Annotated in this window: 15 protein-coding genes, 6 tRNA genes and 1 pseudogene; 2 read left to right on the forward strand and 20 right to left on the reverse strand. The window is 58.2% G+C overall.

Going from position 1 to position 18,468, the window contains the following annotated elements:
• Positions 1–4: 4 nt before the first annotated feature.
• Entirely contained in the window at positions 5–670 is a 666-nt protein-coding gene (rpe, locus tag ABD982_RS06030) for a ribulose-phosphate 3-epimerase (protein ID WP_345445579.1), read from the reverse strand.
• Between the two features lie 163 nt (positions 671–833).
• Between rpe and ABD982_RS06035 the strand changes: the two genes are divergently transcribed.
• Complete coding sequence (locus ABD982_RS06035; protein ID WP_345445581.1) at positions 834–2,186, forward strand: Na+/H+ antiporter family protein; 1,353 nt, start codon at positions 834–836, stop codon at positions 2,184–2,186.
• 234 nt (positions 2,187–2,420) lie between these two features.
• Here ABD982_RS06035 and ABD982_RS06040 read toward each other — a convergent pair whose 3' ends face one another.
• From ABD982_RS06040 to ABD982_RS06125, 18 genes and pseudogenes are all read right to left on the reverse strand, one after another.
• On the reverse strand, positions 2,421–4,109 hold the full coding sequence (locus ABD982_RS06040; protein WP_345445787.1) for an RsmB/NOP family class I SAM-dependent RNA methyltransferase: 1,689 nt from the start codon (positions 4,107–4,109) through the stop codon (positions 2,421–2,423).
• Between the two features lie 2 nt (positions 4,110–4,111).
• Entirely contained in the window at positions 4,112–5,038 is a 927-nt protein-coding gene (locus ABD982_RS06045; RefSeq protein WP_251380160.1) for a methionyl-tRNA formyltransferase, read from the reverse strand.
• Positions 5,039–5,056: 18 nt separating this feature from the next.
• Positions 5,057–5,683, reverse strand: a complete 627-nt coding sequence (def, locus tag ABD982_RS06050) for a peptide deformylase (RefSeq protein ID WP_345445583.1) — start codon at positions 5,681–5,683, stop codon at positions 5,057–5,059.
• Between the two features lie 39 nt (positions 5,684–5,722).
• Positions 5,723–6,637 carry a cytochrome gene (locus ABD982_RS06055; RefSeq protein ID WP_345445585.1) on the reverse strand — a complete coding sequence of 305 codons (915 nt, stop codon included), beginning with the start codon at positions 6,635–6,637 and terminating at the stop codon, positions 5,723–5,725.
• Between the two features lie 121 nt (positions 6,638–6,758).
• Complete coding sequence (locus ABD982_RS06060) at positions 6,759–8,144, reverse strand: glycoside hydrolase family 1 protein (protein WP_345445587.1); 1,386 nt, start codon at positions 8,142–8,144, stop codon at positions 6,759–6,761.
• A 159-nt stretch (positions 8,145–8,303) separates the two neighbouring features.
• A pseudogene (locus ABD982_RS06065) lies at positions 8,304–8,777 on the reverse strand (CapA family protein); the annotation flags it as partial.
• 138 nt (positions 8,778–8,915) lie between these two features.
• Positions 8,916–9,368: a CapA family protein gene (locus ABD982_RS06070; protein WP_345445589.1), complete on the reverse strand. Its 453-nt coding sequence runs from the start codon at positions 9,366–9,368 to the stop codon at positions 8,916–8,918.
• A 71-nt stretch (positions 9,369–9,439) separates the two neighbouring features.
• Positions 9,440–10,246 (reverse strand): MOSC N-terminal beta barrel domain-containing protein, encoded by an 807-nt coding sequence (locus tag ABD982_RS06075; protein ID WP_345445591.1) that lies wholly within the window; start codon positions 10,244–10,246, stop codon positions 9,440–9,442.
• A gap of 37 nt (positions 10,247–10,283) precedes the next feature.
• Positions 10,284–11,750, reverse strand: a complete 1,467-nt coding sequence (locus ABD982_RS06080; RefSeq protein WP_345445593.1) for a DASS family sodium-coupled anion symporter — start codon at positions 11,748–11,750, stop codon at positions 10,284–10,286.
• A 100-nt stretch (positions 11,751–11,850) separates the two neighbouring features.
• Positions 11,851–12,603 (reverse strand): succinate dehydrogenase/fumarate reductase iron-sulfur subunit, encoded by a 753-nt coding sequence (locus tag ABD982_RS06085; protein WP_345445595.1) that lies wholly within the window; start codon positions 12,601–12,603, stop codon positions 11,851–11,853.
• Positions 12,600–14,540 (reverse strand): fumarate reductase/succinate dehydrogenase flavoprotein subunit, encoded by a 1,941-nt coding sequence (locus tag ABD982_RS06090; protein WP_345445597.1) that lies wholly within the window; start codon positions 14,538–14,540, stop codon positions 12,600–12,602. The genes ABD982_RS06085 and ABD982_RS06090 overlap by 4 nt, the downstream gene beginning before the upstream one ends.
• A gap of 14 nt (positions 14,541–14,554) precedes the next feature.
• Positions 14,555–15,268, reverse strand: coding sequence for a succinate dehydrogenase cytochrome b subunit (locus tag ABD982_RS06095; RefSeq protein ID WP_345445599.1), 714 nt, complete (start codon positions 15,266–15,268; stop codon positions 14,555–14,557).
• Positions 15,269–15,581: 313 nt separating this feature from the next.
• Positions 15,582–15,653: transfer RNA gene (locus tag ABD982_RS06100), tRNA-Val, on the reverse strand.
• Position 15,654: 1 nt separating this feature from the next.
• Positions 15,655–15,728, reverse strand: a tRNA-Cys gene (locus ABD982_RS06105).
• 50 nt (positions 15,729–15,778) lie between these two features.
• Positions 15,779–15,851 (reverse strand) — tRNA-Gly (locus ABD982_RS06110).
• A gap of 201 nt (positions 15,852–16,052) precedes the next feature.
• Positions 16,053–16,128: transfer RNA gene (locus ABD982_RS06115), tRNA-Gly, on the reverse strand.
• Positions 16,129–16,175: 47 nt separating this feature from the next.
• A tRNA-Val gene (locus ABD982_RS06120) sits at positions 16,176–16,247 on the reverse strand.
• Positions 16,248–16,270: 23 nt separating this feature from the next.
• A tRNA-Gly gene (locus ABD982_RS06125) sits at positions 16,271–16,343 on the reverse strand.
• A gap of 219 nt (positions 16,344–16,562) precedes the next feature.
• Between ABD982_RS06125 and ABD982_RS06130 the strand changes: the two genes are divergently transcribed.
• A complete protein-coding gene (locus ABD982_RS06130) occupies positions 16,563–17,132 on the forward strand; it encodes a GNAT family N-acetyltransferase (protein WP_345445601.1) in 570 nt (189 codons plus the stop codon).
• 237 nt (positions 17,133–17,369) lie between these two features.
• Here the strand turns inward: ABD982_RS06130 and zapE are convergent, their stop codons facing one another.
• Complete coding sequence (gene zapE, locus ABD982_RS06135) at positions 17,370–18,422, reverse strand: cell division protein ZapE (protein ID WP_345445603.1); 1,053 nt, start codon at positions 18,420–18,422, stop codon at positions 17,370–17,372.
• Between the last annotated feature and the right edge of the window lie 46 nt (positions 18,423–18,468).

The raw sequence follows: 18,468 nt of genomic DNA on the forward strand, positions 1-18,468 counted from the left end.
TGATCTAGTGACGGTGGGCGAACGCGGCAGCTTGGCGCAAACCGGCAATAGCTACTTCTACATCATCGGTTCCATAGACCGATGAACCCGCCACAAAACACGTAGCCCCTGCCTCTGCAGCGCGCACAATAGTTTCTTCGGTGATGCCGCCGTCCACCTGCACCATGACCGGAGCATCAGAGCCCTCAAGAGCTGCGGCAGCACGGCGAATCTTGGGCAGGGTGACATCAAGAAATTTTTGGCCGCCAAAGCCAGGCTCAACGGTCATAATCAGGAGCATATCTAGCTCTATCAACATATCCAGGTAGGGTTCAACGGCTGTTGCAGGCCTCAGTGCCATGCCCGCCTTAGCACCGCTCTCACGCAGAGTGCGGGCCAGTTTGATGGGCGCAATGGCAGCCTCAGCGTGGAAAGTCACCGATTCGCACCCCACCTCAGCGTAATCCGGCGCCCAGCGGTCGGCGTCCTCAATCATCAGGTGCACATCAAAAGGCACCGGGGAAACTTCTTTGAGCCGCTTAACCACCGGCAGGCCCCACGTCAGGTTGGGCACGAAGTGGCCGTCCATCACGTCAATATGGGCGGCATCAGCTGTTGAAATCGCAGTCAGTTCCTCACCCAGTCGAGAGAAATCTGCACTCAGAATGGAGGGGTTAATGTGGCAGGTCATGTGGTGCTCCCTTGTACTAGCGGCAGGTCTTCTCTCTATCTTATCGGCTAGAGCAACGCTGAACATAAGCGCCGTCACAGGTCATATGACGGTATTACAGGGTTCTGCCCCCCGCGGCGAGGGGTAAACTCTTAGGGTCTTTTACACACAACAAAGGTATCTCATGAACGCAGTTTTGCTTGCGGTAATCATTATGCTGGCGCTTTCAGCAGCGCGCGTGCACGTGGTCCTGGCGCTCTTTATCGGGGCCCTGGTGGGCGGTCTAGCCGGGGGCCTGGGCTTGGATGGCACCATGGTTGCCTACCAAGATGGGCTCTCTGGCGGTGCCATGCTGGCCCTCTCTTATGCTCTGCTGGGTGCGTTCGCTATGGCCGTCTCTAGTTCTGGTCTGCCTCAGCTCCTGGCTAACAGTCTCATTAGCAAGGTCGGCAGCGAATCAAACGAGGCCAACACCCGCATCGAGTTCACTGTGCGCTGGCTGCTATTGGTCGGAATCCTTGCCATGGCGATTATGAGCCAGAACCTAATCCCCGTTCACATTGCCTTTATCCCGCTGATTATTCCGCCGCTGCTTGCTGTATTCAACCGACTGAAAGTTGACCGCCGCGTCATTGCTTGCGTGCTGACTTTCGGCCTGGTCACCACCTACATGTTCATCCCGGTCGGTTTCGGTTCAATCTTCCTCAACGATATTCTGCTCGGCAACATCGAGCTTGCAGGCATGAGCGTAGCCGGCATCAACGTCATGAAGGCAATGAGCATCCCTGCTTTGGGCATGGTCATTGGTCTGCTCATCGCGGTCTTTTTCACCTACCGCAAACCCCGCAATTATCGTTCTATCGACCTTGCCCCCACCGACTATGAGACTAAAGAGCCTTCCCGATTCAATGTCATCGTAGCAATCATCGCGATCATCGCTACCTTTACGGTTCAGGTCATCATGCAAAGCATGGGCACCGAAGCCAACTCCCTTCTGGTAGGTGCCCTGGTTGGTCTCATGATTTTCATGCTGACCGGTGCCGTAAAATGGCGTGAAGCTGACGATGTGTTCACTGCCGGTATGCGCATGATGGCGCTCATCGGCTTCATCATGATTTCAGCCCAGGGTTTCGCAGCGGTCATGGATGCCACCGGTGCCGTGGACCCCCTGGTGACCGTGGTAGCTGACCTCTTTGCAGGAAACAAGGGCGCAGCGGCAATAGCGATGCTGGTGGTTGGTCTTATCGTCACCATGGGTATCGGTTCTTCGTTCTCCACCCTGCCCATCATTGCCACTATCTACGTGCCCCTCTGCCTGGCGCTGGGTTTCTCCCCTCTAGCAACGGTTTCCATCATCGGCACCGCTGGCGCTCTGGGTGATGCTGGATCCCCTGCCTCCGATTCGACGCTGGGCCCCACCGCAGGTCTGAACGTAGATGGGCAGCACGACCATATCCGCGACTCAGTGATTCCCACCTTCTTACACTTCAACCTGCCCCTTCTGGCGGCCGGCTGGGTAGCTGCCATGGTTCTCTAGCCAGCCAGTAGGTAGACAAAAATAACTCCCGGCATGCTCTGCCGGGAGTTATTTATATGCTTCAGGGCGGGCTTAACCCCCAGGAAAATAGCGGACGGTGCAGTGCGCGGCAAAGCTGGCTCAGGCTGGCGTGAATCGCCCTAGTGAGCGAAGCGAACCGGGCGAGAGAGTCAGCTTGCCGCCGCTGTGAACATCCGCGGTAGTAAATCCTAGTGAATAGCCGGTAAGTTCTCGCTACTTCTTGCGGAAGAGGGCGAAGAACATGGCATCCGTGCCGTGCACGTGAGGCCAGAGCTGGCCGGTGGTGGCGGCCGGGTTCTTGTCATCCGGGGTGAAGCCCGGGTCAAGATCACCGGTCAGGACGCTGGTGCCCGCTTCATTGGTGAGAGCAGCTGCTCGCAGAGCGGCAGCTGAATCAAGCAGTTCAACCTGCCCGGTACGAAGAATGTCGTGCACGATGTTCTGGGTTTCAGCCATGTGCGGTGAGCAGGTCACGTAGGCAATGAGACCGCCGGGACGGGTGACTGAGGCGGCAGCTTTAAAGAGGTCCAGTTGTAGGGGCAGCAACTCGGCGATATCTCGCGGGGTTTTACGCCAGCGAGCCTCGGGGCGGCGGCGCAGGGCACCCAGACCCGAGCAGGGAACATCCACCATCACGCGGTCAAACATCTGACCAGTTGCGGTCTTTTCGATCTGGCGTCCATCGCCGGTCACTACGCTATAGGAACCAGCGGGCAAGGGTTGCAGTGATTGCTCAACCAGGCGAGCGCGGTGCTCAGCCGACTCATTAGCCAGCAGTCGGGCACCGCGCTGAGCACCCAGGGCGCCCAATAGGGCAGCCTTACCGCCGGGGCCGGCGCAGAGATCGAGCCAATTGGAGTCCTCACCCTGAAGCTCAGCGTGAGCCAGCGCACGAGCCACCAGCTGGGATCCGGCGTCCTGGGCGCGCACGGTACCTTCACGCACCGAATCTAGGCGGGCAAGGTCGCCTGATGAATAGAGAGCTGAACCTGCAACCAGAGTGCCGTCTTCAGCGCCCTTGGAGCGGGCCTCATCTAAGGACCCCAGACCGGGAAGTTCCACCAGGTTGACCGTGGGAGCCGCGTTATCAGCGTCCAACAGTGCCTCAATTTCTGCGGGCTTCCTGCCGTGGGCAGCCAGTGACTGGCGGAAGGCGCGCACAATCCAAGCTGGATGGGACTTATCCAGTGCCATGCGCTGAAGATCATCGGTGGCCTCGTCGCTAATGAGCTGATGCCACTCTTCGGAGCTACGTTCTGAGACCCTGCGGAGCACTGCGTTCACAAAGTTGGCTGGGCCGGTGCCGATCTCGGCACGGGCCAGGGCAACGGTCTGGTTGAGGGCGGCGTGATCGGGCACGCGCATAGCCAGCAGCTGGTGGACACCCAGACGCAGAACCAGCAGAATCTTGGTGCCAATTCTGGCTACTTCACGGTCCACGCAGTGCGCCAGAATGGCATCATAGGTGCCCTGGTTACGCAGGGTGCCGTAGGTAAGTTCGGTAGCGAAACCGGCGTCTCGCTGGTCCAGATGATAGGCACGGATGGTTTTGGGTAGAACCAGGTTAGCGTAGGCATCCTCAGTAGCTACAGCTACCAGAACCTCAAAAGCTGCGGTACGAGCCGCATCACCGCTGCGGGTACGCTGGGAAGGGGCAGAGGCACTGAAGTCACGCTCATGCTGACCGCGACGGTTACGTTCCCGGCCCTGCACATTACGGCGGGTTTCTCCCCCTCCATCTCGCTTAAACTCTTGACGCTCCCCCTGGTTATCTCGGTTGCCACCGCGGGAATCCGGGCGGCCCTCGCCACCGCGTCGGTTACCGCCGCGGGCACCAAAGCCCCCGCGGCCCTGGTTGCCGTCTCGGTTCTGGTGGTTGCGGCTACCGCCGCCTGCGTTCATGCTCATGCCAGCACTACTTTCTGTTCGGTGAGTGCTGAGCCAAGGCCTCGTGCCCAGTCAGCTGCGTTCATCATTTTCTTGCCCGAAGGCTGTACCTGAGTTAGTTCTAGGCTGCCATCTGCACAGGTGACCACGGGTTTTTTGGCGACTAGACGGACGGTACCGGGCGCACCCTCTGCTGGCGCGTCGCTGGGCAAAAGGAGGCCCAGCTTCAAGCGGGCACCAGCGTATTCACACCAGGCACCGGGTTCGGGGGTTACACCTCGTACCTGTGCAATGATGTCTGCCCGGTTGCGTGTGAAGTCAACTTTGCCGTCTGCAATGGTGAGCTTCGCGGCGTGGGTAGGATCGCCGGTCTGGGGTATTCCCGTAGCACCAGCTTTAATCTCAGCAAAGGTTGAAGCAAGCAGTGCACCGCCAGTGGACGCCAGTTTCTCTAGCATGCTGCCAGCACTATCTTCAGGCCCCACCAGCGCCGATTCGGTGGCGAAAACAGGGCCGGTATCCAGCCCGGTTTCGATGCGGAAGGTGTTAGAGAAAATCTCGGTCTCCCCCGCCATAAGTGCTCGCTGCACCGGTGCAGCACCGCGCCAGGCAGGAAGAGCAGAAAAGTGCAGGTTGATCCAGCCGTGAGGCAGAAGATCCAGGGCGCGGGCGGGCAGGATAGCGCCGTAGGCAACGACTGCGGCGATATCGGCACCCACCGCCGCAACAGCGTCCTGGGTTTCGTCATCCCAGCGGTTGGCCTTAATGACGGGGATGCCTAGCTCAGTCGCTCGGGCAGCAACGGGTGAGGGGGTGAGCACGCGCTTGCGCCCTACCGGAGCGTCCTCGCGGGTCAGTACAGCTACGACCTCGTAGCCTGCCTCCAGCAGACCATCGAGCGGGGCCACCGCGATCTGCGGCGTTCCAGCGTAAATAACTTTCATCATCTTCTCTGTCTCTGCCTAGATACCGAAAGAACCGGGTTGAGCGCTACCGCTCTGCGTGGTTCCTGGCTGAGCTGTGCCAAAAGAACCACCGGTTGCTCCGAAGACGGAGCTTAAGTGAGCGGCGCGCTCCCCCTGCACGGCAGCGGCGACGTCGTTGTAGTTGTTCTGGCGGATTTTGCGCCAGACATTTTTCTTATCTTCGCCCACCAGTCGGTCGATGAACATGGTCCCGCTCAGGTGGTCAGTTTCGTGCTGGAGCATGCGGGCAAACAACCCCTCACCGTCGTACATCACCGGTTCACCGTAGCAGTCCACGCCAGTCACCCGTGCCCAATTTTTACGGGGTGTCTCGGCAGATATGCCGGGTACCGACAGGCAACCTTCACCGCCTTCTTGCGGCTCTTGCCCGGTCTCTAGCACGGGGTTAATAATGTGTCCCTCGCGGTCATCAATGCCACCAAAGGTAAAGATGCGCTTAGAAATACCAACCTGCGGGCCTGCCAGACCTACCCCTCCCACGTCGTACATGGTTTCGAGCATGTCAGCAATCAGCTTCTCTAGGTCAGCGTCAAAGACGGTGACCTCATCGCAGGCGGTGCGCAGCACCGGGTCGCCAACGGTTCGAATGGACAGGATGGTCATGGGGCTCTTTTCTCTTATCTAGGGGTTCAGGGGCCAGGATCAGGACGCCGCGGCGTCCGGGGTCTCTTCAAGCTGGCTTGCAGCGACGTGGGCTGCTGCCAGCTCTTTGGGGGTGGGCGGTGGAATCACCGGCATGAGCGCCTCGTGATCGGCCTCGTTCAGCTCCCGGTTGTAGTCCCACACGCGCTTGAGGGCGCAGAACTTGAACCAGTTACTTTTCAGGAGGTGAGGGTTAGCCTGCTGAGGCACCACCTGGGTCTCGCCCAGGGCAACGCCCATCAGGATAGGGGCTTCACCGTGCTTCCAGGGCTCCCAGTCGCCCTGCTCGGCATCGACCAGCGCTTCTTCAGCTTTAAGACCGGCAACCAGCTGCATGACCACTTTGTCGTCCAACGGCTTGACCCGACCCTTGCGGTCGGTGCCCTTGGTTTTGTAGTCGATGATGCAGGTGTGCCCAGCAATCTCAGCAACCAAATCTAGGGTGCCGGCGTAACCTACGGTCTCATTCCAAATAGTTACTTCGGTGGCCAGGGGCTTGGGGCGGTACAGCTCCCACCACTCGTCAAAACGATCAGCAAAAGCCTGCTCCCCGTGAGCAATGAGGTTCTCGCGATGCCCCTCTACTTCGTGGGGCTGCCCCATGGTTCGCAGGGCAACTTGTTCGGCATAGTTGTGCACGCGGTCCCCGCGGGCTGCCGCGGCATCTCTAAAGCGTTCAGAGGCTGAGGCGGCGTCCCTAATGACCGCAAACTTAAGGCCAGCTGAACTGCTGGCTCTGTAGGAGCGCTGGTCTTCCAGCGCCGCCTTAGCAGCCATATAGCCGTGCCAACCACTCAGGTCGTTGGCTTGCTGCCCAATCACCGTAGTAATCGAAGGAACCAGTAGCTCACCGCCCACTTCGCGCGCGTACATGCGACCGTAATCGGTGGCGCTAGCGAGCATAGGAGTGGTCATGGTGTCCTGACAGGTTGGGAGCCGCGCCGGTTGGCGCTCTATCGATTATACGCGGCACGCTCGCACTTGCTAAGGGGGTGGCAGGGTTAGCTCAGCTACTCCCCCCGCCCCACCCCGGTGGCTAAGGTCGCAGGGAGGCGCCGTTGCTGGCAATGACCTGCTTGTACCAGTCAAAGGACTTCTTACGGTAGCGCTTCAAGCTACCCGAACCGTCGTCATTCCGGTCTACATAGATAAAGCCGTAACGCTTGGACATCTGAGCGGTACTGGCTGATACCAGGTCAATGGGGCCCCAGCTGGTGTACCCCAGCACTTTAACGCCGTCCTCAATCGCTTCACCTACCTGCACCAGGTGATCATTCAGGTAATCGATGCGATAGTCGTCCTCAACGGTCTCGTTGATTAACTTGTCTTTAGCGCCCAGCCCGTTTTCAACGATGAAGAGGGGTTTCTGCCAGCGGTCCCAGTAGTCATTCAGAATGATGCGCAGCCCCACCGGGTCAATCTGCCAGCCCCACTCTGAGGCTTTCAGGGTGGGGTTAGGGACGCCGCCAATAATGTTGCCCTCGCCACCAGCCTCCTGGTTGGCTGACTCACAGACCGACATGTAGTAAGAGAAGGAAACGTAATCGACGGTGTGCTTAAGGTCTTCCTTATCAGCATCGGTCATCTCTAATTCAACGCCTAGCTCCTTGAGCTTGCGTAGGAAGTAACCGGGGTAGCTACCGCGTACGTGCACATCCCCAAAAGTGTAATCCTCGTGGGAGGCAGCCATCGCGGCGAGCGCATCCTGGGGGTCAGGGGTCAGAGGGTAACGGGGAACCGCCAGAATCATGCAGCCAACCTTGTTGGCCGGGTCGATTTCGTGGGCAAGTTTGGTGGCACGGGCTGAAGCAACTAACTCGTGGTGGATGGCCTGGTAGAGCTTTTGAGGGCCGAGTTCCTCAGGTGTGCTTTCGATCCCCGAGAAGAAGGGGAAATGCAACACCGAATTGATCTCGTTGAAGGTGAGCCAGTAGCGCACACGCCCCTTGAAATGTTCTATAACGGTGCGGGCGTAGCGTTCAAAGAAGGTGATGAGCTCGCGGTTGGTCCAGCCACCATAGTGCCTTGCCAGGTGCAGGGGTGTTTCGTAGTGACTGAGGGTAACCAGCGGTTCGATGCCTTTTTCGAGCAAATAGTCAATCACCCGGTCGTAAAATTCAAGGCCCGCTGCGTTGGGTTCTGTTTCGTCCCCCTGAGGGAGGATACGGCTCCAGGCGAAGGAGAGTCGGAAGGTTTTGAAGCCCATTTCAGCGAAAAGATCGATGTCTTCACGGTAGCGGTGATAGAAGTCGATGGCTTCACGTTTGAGATTATCGTTCGTGGGTTCAGCGGTGGGTGGGGTGCGCAGGCCGTGAGGCATGACGTCCTGGACGCTGAGTCCCTTGCCGTCTGCCCGGTAGGCGCCTTCGATTTGGTTAGCTGCGGTTGCCCCGCCCCAGAGAAAATTGTGAGGAAACATCATCTAATCTGCCTTCCTGTACTGTGCAGACAGTGTCTGCCTGAAAAAGAAAAGACCCCGAGAATCACTGTATCAGCAGAAAAATATTTCTGGCAGGCAACAGGTTTTCCCTGAGGTTGCCCTCCCCTGTGCCCAGCGTCCTTTGCGCTCTCTGGTTTATAGTTAAGCACCCATTCCTGCAACCCCATCAGCAACTCCCCCGCGGGATTCTACTGCCTGTTTGACCCGCGCGGAAGAAGCTGCTGCACGTGCCGGCGCAGCGCAGGAGCTTGCTGCTGAGCTGGGTGAGGTAATGCAGAAGCGGTAGCTAGGGTCATCGACCATCATGCTCGGTGCCCAGCGCAGGGCCTTAACCGACCAGTCCCCTGCATCATCGCGGGTCATGACGGCGTTGACCATAATGCCCTCGTTGTTACCGACGATGGACGGTGAGAGCTCCGTGACGTTATTGCCCATGCCGTAGACAACCCAGGTGTCCCCGTACTTTTCGATGGGCTGGACGGTGTGAGCGTGCTGACCCACGATCAGGTCAAATGCTTCGGAATCTGACAGTTCACGGGCGACTGTGATCTGTTGGTTGTTGGGCTCGGTGACGTATTCATCACCGGCGTGCATATGGGCGACGACGATATCAGCACCTTCTTCTCTAGCTCACTGCGCCTTAGCGATCATAGTCTTGGTGTCGAGCATATCTAACTGCCAGTTGTGCTCGGGAACCTGACCGTTAAGCCCGTAGGTACCTGTAACCACCGCAATCTTGACGCCGTTGGCGCTTTAAAAGATATCGGGTTGTTGGGATTCATCTTCGCTCAGATTGGTGCCGGTGACCCCCATACCAGCTTCCTCAACGGCTCTATAGGTTCGTTCGAGCCCGGCAGTCCCCTGATCAATGGAGTGATTACTCGCCGTCATGCAGGCGTCCCAGCCAATGTTAGCTGCCACCGTAAGAATCTGGGGAGGTACATTGAAGCTGGGGTAGCCGCTGTAGGGGCCGCTTTCAACGGCTACCGGGGTTTCCATTTGGCACACGGCCAGATCTGATTTCTCTAAGTAGGGCTTTTGAGATGCAATCATCGGCTCAAAATCCAGCAGCTCTTGCCCGGTCAAGCGGGCATCAGCACTGGCCTGAGCCCACAAGAGATTGTGCACCAAAAAATCACCGGTACAGCCGGAGAGAAGGAGGGTCACCGCGGCGGCTAAAGCCAAAACTATGTGGGGGCTCTTCATGCGTCATCTCGTTTCACCATGGGAAAGAACTATGCTTTCACTCTACTGGTGCCCCTCTTTGCTCCCGCTTATTACGTCACGTTGAAGTTGGCATAGACACCCGCCACCGGTTCTCCACGCTGATTGCGGGGCCGGTAGCCTGCCAGGTTCTTGAGCAGCTTCATGTCTCGGACGCCGGTGACCGGGTTGGTATCGATGACAGCGCACCTGCCGATGGGCTCACCGAGGGTGAGTTTTACCCCGTCTAAGTCGCCAGGAACCGGCTTCCCCTCTCGGTGGGCTAGCACGTGTAGCTGAACCTGTTGCCCTGTCCACGTGTCTTCAATAAAGGGTTCATCAGTCTGGACGACCAGGTTGCACCGCAGGCGGGCAGCGTCTACCGACACCACGCCGGTTTCGTGGTTGGAAGGTGGCTCTACCCTGCGTCCTAGCTCTTCTAAAGTGGCAGAACCTACCAGACTCAGCGGGGCGCCAAAAATCAGCGGGTCAAGGGCATAGGCCAGTACCACCTGCTCGTGGAGGAAATCAGAAAGAGCTCTATTGACCGGGTGGTCATAGAGGGACAGGCGCTTAGGCTGACCCCAAAAATCAAAAGTCTGGACTTCTCCCTTGGATAGTGGCTCAAGAGTGAAGCTGCCCTTCCCCGGGATACGCACCTCCAGTAGCGTCCCGCGATCACACTCGCTCAATGAATTCTCTACCTGCACCAGTTTCGGGTAGGCAACAGATCGCGCTACCTTACCCGTCTGGGGCAGAACAAGACCCCAGCGGCGATTAAAAACAATGCCACCGGGGCCACGTTCCGCCCTCGTGTGGGCGGTGTGCCGGGCGCCTTTGACCGGGCTGAAACCAAAGTGTGTGACCGTTAGCTGGAGCATACCCCCAGCTTAACAAGCCACACAGCACGGCAAAAGGCTAGTTCCACAGGCCGATCAGCATGAGCCAGAGCGTGCCAACGCTGCCCCATATGATGATGTTAACGACCGAGGCAATGAAGCTCTTCTTGAACCATTCGTTGGTGGGAACGTAGCCCGAACCAAAGATGACGCCTGCAGGGCCCGAGGCGTAGTGGGTCAGCCCGCCAATCAGGTTGCCGGCGAAACCGAACATCAGAGCAGCGAACATCGCCGGGGTGCCTGCGGCGACAGCTGCTGCCAGGAAGACCGCGTACATGGCGACAATTTGTGCGGTGTTGGACGCGAAGAGGTAGTGGACGTAGAAGTAGACCAGGAGGAGCACGGCGAAAGCGAGCGGCCAGGGCAAGTCTCCGACCAGTGAGCTCACAGAGTTACCAATCCAGGTAATAACACCCAGGGTGTCGAGGTGTTCTGCCATAGCCACCAGGACCGAGAAGAAGATGAGGGTGGACCAGGCACCGGAATTCTTCGCCATGTCGTTCCAGGTCAGCACCTTGCTGGCCAGCAGAATCGCGATGCCCAAGAAGGCAGCTGAGGTGGCATTGACCCCGATGGTTGAGCCTAGAATCCACAGCGCCAAAAGGAGCAGGAAGGTCACCAGCATAATGATTTCGGCTCGGGACATAGGCCCCGATTCCTTGAGTTGCACACGAGCGTGATCAGGAGCGTCCGGGGTCTGGCGCAGGGTGGGCGGGTAGATTTTCATCATGACCCAGGGCATGGCCAGCAAAGCGACCACACCGGGCACCAGTGCGCCCAGAGCCCAGGTGCCCCAGGTGATGTGAACGCCCTGCTGCTCAGCGAAGCCCACTGCCAGAGGGTTGCCCGCCATCGCCGTAATAAACATGGCTGAGGTGATGGTATTGACCTGAATCGCGGTCAGCAACAGGTAAGAGCCCAAACGTTTGCGGGATTCTGTGGTGGTCGGTTCAGAGTTATTCACCACTGCCAGCGATTTGATGATGGGGTAGACCACGCCACCGGCACGAGCCGTGTTAGAGGGCGTAGCTGGTGCAAGAACTAGGTCAGTCAGTGCCATACCGTAGGCAAGGCCCAGGGACGAGCGCCCCAGCTTGGATACAAACATCAGGGCGATACGGCGCCCCAGGCCGGTGATCAAGAAACCGTCGGCAATGAAGAAGGCGGCGACAATCAGCCAGATGGTGGGATTGCCAAAGCCGGTCAGTGCCTCATCTTTTGCAGCCATGGTGCCGGTCATCATCGCTGCAGCCAGACCAATCAGCGCCACTGACGCAGTGGGCAGGGGCTGCAGAATCAACCCCAGAATGGTACCGGCAAAAATACCCGCCATGTGCATACCGCGCGAGTCAACTCCCTCGGGGGCAGGCAGGAAGAAGAGAATCAGAGTAACCGCCAAAATCGCTATGATTTTGGCAATCATCACATTTCGTTCACGAGCTGGTGCCGGGGCTACAGGAACTCCTGGCTGTGGTGCAGATGTCATGGTTGCTTTCTTCGCGCAGCCCTCAAGCTACGCGCTCGAAGTGGGTATTTTTTTCTTCCTAGCCTACTCCCGTCCAAGGGTTTATTCCCCAGCGAGGAGGCTAGTCGTCCTTCCCCTTACGGAAGGCGGAGCGGGCGCGCTCACGGTTGACGGCGGCGATAGCTGAGAGCGGGATGCCCGCCGGGCAGGTAACAGCACATTCACCGTAAACCGAGCAGGGGCCAAAGTGGGTATCTGCTTCAGCCAGCAGGTTACGGGCGCGGGAGGACCGTTCAGCTTGCCCCTGGGGCAGCAGAGAAAGGCTTTGCAGTACTGAACCAGCATAGAGGTTAGCTGAACCGTTGGGGCAGGCTGCGATGCAGGCACCGCACCCAATGCAGGCTGAAAAGTCGAGTGCCTGTTCAGCCCGACCGTGACCGATTTGCATGGAGTCGGCATCTGCAGCAGTCCCAGCATCCACCGAGACAAAACCGCCGGCGCGGATGACGTCGTCTAGGGCGGTGCGGTCAACCACCAGGTCACGGACGACGGGGAATGCTTCGGACCGGAAGGGCTCTAGGCGGAGATTGTCCCCGTCCTTGAAGGAACGCAGATGCTGGCGGCAGGAGGGCGTGTTGGGCACCGGGCCGTGGGGCTGATCGTTGACGGTGATACCGCAGGTGCCGCAGATACCTTCACGGCAGTCAGACTCGTAGGCAATTGGCTCGCGCCCCTCCGAAACTAGCTGGTCGTTGAGGTAGTCAATGAGCTCTAACAGGGACATTTCTTCGTAGGCACCGGTAACAGTGTAGGTTTCAAATCGGCCTGCTGTAGCCGTGTTATCTTGGCGCCAGACTTCAATGGTGAGTTTCACTTGTAGTTCCTCGTTTCTAGGGTGATGTCTTTGAAGTCCAGCGGTTCAGCGTGGCGGATGTGGGCACCATCTGCGCCCTCCTCCCAGATGCTGACAAAGCACCAGTCCTCATCGTTGCGGGCTGCCTCGCCCTCTTCGGTTTGGTATTCCTCGCGGAAGTGGGCACCAGCTGATTCCTTGCGGTCCAGGGCATCGATGCACATGAGTTCTGCCATCTGCAGGTAGTCCTCCAGGCGGCCGGCGCGCTCGAGTTCCTGGTTGAAGCTCTGGGGGTTGCCCGGGATAAAGAGGTCGGTGTAGAAGATCTCTCTTAGAGCCCTGATTTTCTCGATGGCGGCGGTGAGTTTAGCTTCGCTACGGCTCACCCCGCAGCCCTCGTAGAGGATTTCACCCAGTTCAGCATGGATACGGTCTGCCGGAGTTTTACCGCCAATCTTCATCAGGCGGTTTACTCTCTCTGAAACGTCCTTCAGGACGCCCTGCACGGCGGGGTCAGTAGGTTCTAGCAGGGTTTCACCCAGGTGCTGGGCCAGGTAGTTGGGGACCGAGTAGGGCAGGGTGAACCAGCCGTCTACACAGGCAGAGAGCAGGGAGTTAGCTCCCAGCCGGTTAGCACCGTGGTAGCCCCAGCCGGCTTCACCGCCCACAAAAAGCCCGGGTATGTTGCTCATCTGGTCGTAGTCAGTCCACAACCCGCCCATGGCGAAGTGGGCGCCGGGGGCGATACGCATAGGCACCTCGTGGGGGTCCTCGCCGGTTGCGTCCCGGTACATCTCAAAGAGGTTGCCGTAACGTTCATCCAGCACTTTGACGCCCAGACGCTCCTTGGCGTCTCTAAAGTCTAGGTAAACCGAGTTCTTCAGCGGCCCAACGCCGTGGCCGCTTTCAATCTGTTCGCGGGCTGCACGTGAGGCAATATCGCGCGGGGTGAGGTTAGCAAAGGCGGGGTACTTGCGCTCCAGGTAGTAGTCCCGTTCGTCCTCGGGAATGGCGTTGGCGGGCCGGTCATCGCTTGCCAGTTTGGGCACCCAGATACGCCCGTCGTTGCGCAGGGACTCAGACATCAGCGTGGTCTTGGACTGCCACTTGTGGCTAATCGGTAAGGCGGTGGGGTGGAACTGAATGTAGGAGGGGGACGCAAAGTAGGCCCCCCGGCGCACTGCGCGCCAGGCAGCGGTCACGTTGGAGTTCTTTGCCAAAGTTGAGCGGTGAAAAACGTTGCCATAGCCGCCGGTTGCCAGCACGACGGCGTGGGCAGTTTCTGCTCGCACCTCACCGGTTTTCAGGTTGCGGGTGACGATGCCCCGGGCACGTCCGTCCTTGATGATGAGGTCCAGCATCTCCTCGTGGGTATGCAGAGTAACGGTACCGGCGGCAACCTGGCGTTGAAATGAACGGGACGCTGAAACCTGCAGCTGCTGCCCGGTCTGCCCGCGAGTGTAGTAGGTGCGGGAGACCTGCACGCCACCGAAGGAGCGGGTGGTCAGCTGGCCGCCGTACTCCCGGGCGAAGGGGGCGCCAATGGCGTTCATGTGGTCGATGACGCGCACCGATTCTTCGGCCAGACGGAAAACATCGGCCTCGCGTCCACGGAAGTCCCCGCCCTTGACGGTGTCTTTGACGAAGCGGTGGATGGAGTCATTATCAACCTTACGGGCACGGGCCGCGTTAATGCCGCCCTGGGCTGCTACCGAGTGGGCACGGCGGGCCGCGTCGTGAATGGTGTAGGCAGATACCTGGTAGCCCAGCTCCCCCAGTGCCGCGGCACAGCCGGCACCGGCTAGACCTGTCCCCACCACAATGACTTTGAACTTGCGGCGGTTAAGGGGCGAGACTAGTTTGTATTGGTCGCGGCGGCGAGCCCAGGCGGTCGAGGGAGGGCCGTCCGGCACTTTGCCGTCAACGGGGTCTGCGTAGGAAATATTGACGTTAACCATGATTGCTTATCTTTCTATTTCACTAGCCCGAAGAGCACAGCAAGGGGGATGCTGATGTTGCCCAGCATGATGATGAGCGCGTACACACCGGCAACGAGGATGACCCAGGAGCGGGCTTTTTCGCTGACGGTCACACCGAAGTCGTAGACCGCTGCCCAGAGCCCGTGGGCTAGGTGCAGGAAGAGAATGACCATGGCAAGAAGGTAGATGAGGGCTACTACAGGGCGTTGGAAACTGGCGACCAGGTTCTCGTAGGCGAAACTGCCTGCTTGGCTACCGTGCTGGAATTCGACGGGTGCCACACCCACGCCTGCGGTCAGGTCAAGAATGTGGAAGATGATAAAGAGCAAGAGGACGACGCCTGTGACAGGCATAGTGCGGGCGGTGAAGGATTTGAAGCCTTTAAGGCCCCTGCGTTTGTGGGATCCGCGGGCTTTTTTAGCACGTGCTGAGAGGAGGACAGCGCAACCTACGTGCCCGATGAGACAGACCAGCAGGGCGACACGGAAAATCCAGAGGAAACCCTCGTAGGGGAAGAGCGGCTCGAAGAGGGTTCGCAGGAAGAGGGCGTAGTCGTTGAAGGCTTCAGGGCCTTTATAGACTTTGAGGTTGCCGTACATGTGCACCATCACGAAGAGGGCGAAGACGATGCCGGTGATGGCCATAATGTACTTGGCGAGGACGTTGGAGATCAGTGGAGGCTTGGCGGCGGGGGTTCTCGAAGTCATGTGGTGTTCCTGTGCTGGTGGGGCCCTGTGAGGGGCTTTCAAACCGTTATTTCCAGCCTGGCACTTTCGGAGTGTGGTTTCTAGACCAGATGCCACCTTGAACCGTTTAAGTTCAATTTTTACGTTTGTTCGGTTTTCACCTTTAGGTTTTAAAGCGAAAACTCCCCAGCTAAAAGCTAGGGAGTTTTCTTTGTGCGCGATACTGGGATCGAACCAGACGGAAGGAAATTTTCCGAGCTAGCGAGGAAATAAAAATTTCCTGGAGTGGTCACTGTAATGAAACAGTGAGCACCAGATACCCATATATCATTTGTGCGCGATACTGGGATCGAACCAGTGACCCCTTCCATGTCAAGGAAGTGCGCTACCGCTGCGCCAATCGCGCGTGGAGGTGAGGACGGGACTCGAACCCGCGTACACGGTTTTGCAGACCGTTGCCTAACCACTCGACCACCTCACCACACGCTCAAACCTGGGGTTTGAGGGGCGAAAACTTTTGGTTTTCGTGAGAGCGGTTGACGAGACTTGAACTCGCGACATCCACCTTGGCAAGGTGGTGCTCTACCAACTGAGCTACAACCGCAACTCGAATTACTATACAGAGGTGTGGGGGTCTTGGCAAATGTGGTGTTGCCGTTCCCAGCCCCTGGATGTCTACCGTGTGAATGTGCGTCTCAGTAGCACCGAATGTACCATTTTAGAGCGGACGCTCGGCGCGAAGATGCACGCTCGCTTGCTGGGAGAGAGTAAAACAAAACCCCGGTCGCTGGGACCGGGGTTTTCTTGGAGCGGTTGACGAGACTTGAACTCGCGACATCCACCTTGGCAAGGTGGTGCTCTACCAACTGAGCTACAACCGCAGATGTGTTGAACCGAAGTTCTGTACGCGATACTTAAGTATCATGCGTGCGCGATACTGGGATCGAACCAGTGACCCCTTCCATGTCAAGGAAGTGCGCTACCGCTGCGCCAATCGCGCATAAACCTACAAAAGGTTTTGCGAGCGGTTGACGAGACTTGAACTCGCGACATCCACCTTGGCAAGGTGGTGCTCTACCAACTGAGCTACAACCGCAGATGTTTCGTTGCGTTTTCACGCTTCGAACCAACGTGTATATACATTACAGCCTTTTCGGCCGCTTGCCAAATTAGGTCACACTCCGCGGAAATTTTCATTTACACTAGTCAGAGCGAAATTTTTAACCTTCTCACTCTAGTCAAGAGATTTTTTTAGTCTATGCACTGCGCCACAGCCATTTAGGATTGAAGTGTTTACTGCATTGAGAGGTTAGCTATGTATCCAAGCTTGATTGCTGAACGTTTCACCCTGCGTCCTTTGCGAGATGCGGACGCTGCAGCTATTGCCGCTGCCTGCGTCGACCCTGAGATTGTGCGTTGGTGTAAGAGCATTCCCTTGAACTACACCCTGGATAATGCGCGTCTGTTCATTGACTATACTCGCGTTGCGGCGTCCAATGGCAGTGAGCTGGTATGGGCTATTGACTATAGCGGGGTTTTCGCGGGTGTGGTCACTTTGTTTGACATTGAGGAAGACTCTGCTGAGGTCGGCTTTTGGATGGCACCGCAGATGCGGGGCAAGGGAATCCTTAAAGAGGCTTTGGCAGTCATGATGGGTTTTGCCTTTGACCCTCAGGGTATAGGTCTGAATCAGCTGACGTGGACTGCTATTGAGGGCAACACAGCTTCTGAGAAAGCTGCCCTGGCGGTAGGTTTTGCCGATATCAGGACGGTGCCTGAGGGGACGTTTGACCGCCGGTTACCTGGCGGTGAGCAGCCTCGACTAACGGCGCGAACAGCTACCATGACTCGTGCTCAGTGGGCTGAGAAGGGATTCCCTGTTTAAGAAGAAGTGGTTTCGCGCCTCCTATTCCGGTTGGCCAGATCCTTCACGAGCCAGTGCGGTGAGACGGGACGGAGTGAGCGGGAGCGAGCGCGCGAGCTCACAAGAGCGAACGGAGTGGTTTCGCGCCTCCTATTCCGGTTGGCCAGCTCCTTCACGAGCCAGTGCGGTGAGACGGGACGGAGTGAGCGGGAGCGAGCGCGCGAGCTCACAAGAGCGAACGGAGTGGTTTCGCGCCTTCTATTCCGGTTGGCCAGATCCTTCACGAGCCAGTGCGGTGAGGCGTGAAACCGCGCGGAAGTACTTCTTCTGGTAGCCACCTTCCATCATTTCTTGGGTGAAGACGCGATTGAAGGGTACGCCGCTGGCGATGATGGGAAGGTCTTTGTCGTAGAGGCGGTCGGCGAGTACAACGAAGCGAAGGGCTACAGCTTGCTGGTCGATGGTTTGTACGTTTTTCCAGGCGACAGCGTCGAGACCGGTGATAAATTCGCGGTAGCGGGAGGGGTGCACGCGTGAAAGATGGTTGATGAGGTCTAGGAAGTTATCAACGGCGATGGTGCCGAGGTCACCGAAGTTTTGGGCGACGGTGGTGTCAAAGTCCGTGTCAGAGACGGGGGCGGGCGCTGCGGGTAGGCCGCGGTGGCGGAAGTCCTCACCGTCTACTCGGATGACGTCGAACTGTTCGGCCAGCACCTGGATTTCACGTTTGAAGTCAGCCGCAGCGAAACGGCCTTCGCCGAGTGATCCCGGCAGGGTGTTAGAGGTGGCGACCAGCTTGACGCCAGCCTCTGCTAGTTCGCGCATGAGTCGGGACATGAGCACGGTGTCACCGGGATCATCGAGTTCAAATTCGTCGATGCAGACCAACTTATAGGCAGAGAGGGCTTCTACGGTTTTGCGGAAGGTGAGGGCACCCACCAGGTTGGTGTATTCAACGAAGGTACCAAAGGCTTTGGGGCCTTCTACCGAGTGCCAGAGGGAGGCCAGCAGGTGGGTTTTGCCGACGCCAAAGCCGCCATCCAGGTAGAGCCCGGCCTTAGTCGCTGGTTTTTTCTTGGATCCACCGAAAAGCTTGCCGAAGAAGCCGCCTGTTGTTGCACTTCCCCTGTTGATGCTGGCACCAAAGGCTCGGAGGGCGTCCACCGCTTGTTGCTGTGATGGCTGGGCAGGGTCCGGGCGGTAGGTGTCAAAGGAGACCTCACCGAATCGTTCGGAGGGGCGGAAGCCCGCCAGCAGTTCGTCTGCTGAGACGTTGGGGGTGCGATCAGTGAGGTGGACGGTGGTGACCAAGGGTGTGACTCTTATCCCGTGTGCGTGTCGGTGATTCTTACAGGCT

This window comes from Rothia endophytica (assembly GCF_039543885.1).
GTDB lineage: Bacteria > Actinomycetota > Actinomycetes > Actinomycetales > Micrococcaceae > Rothia > Rothia endophytica.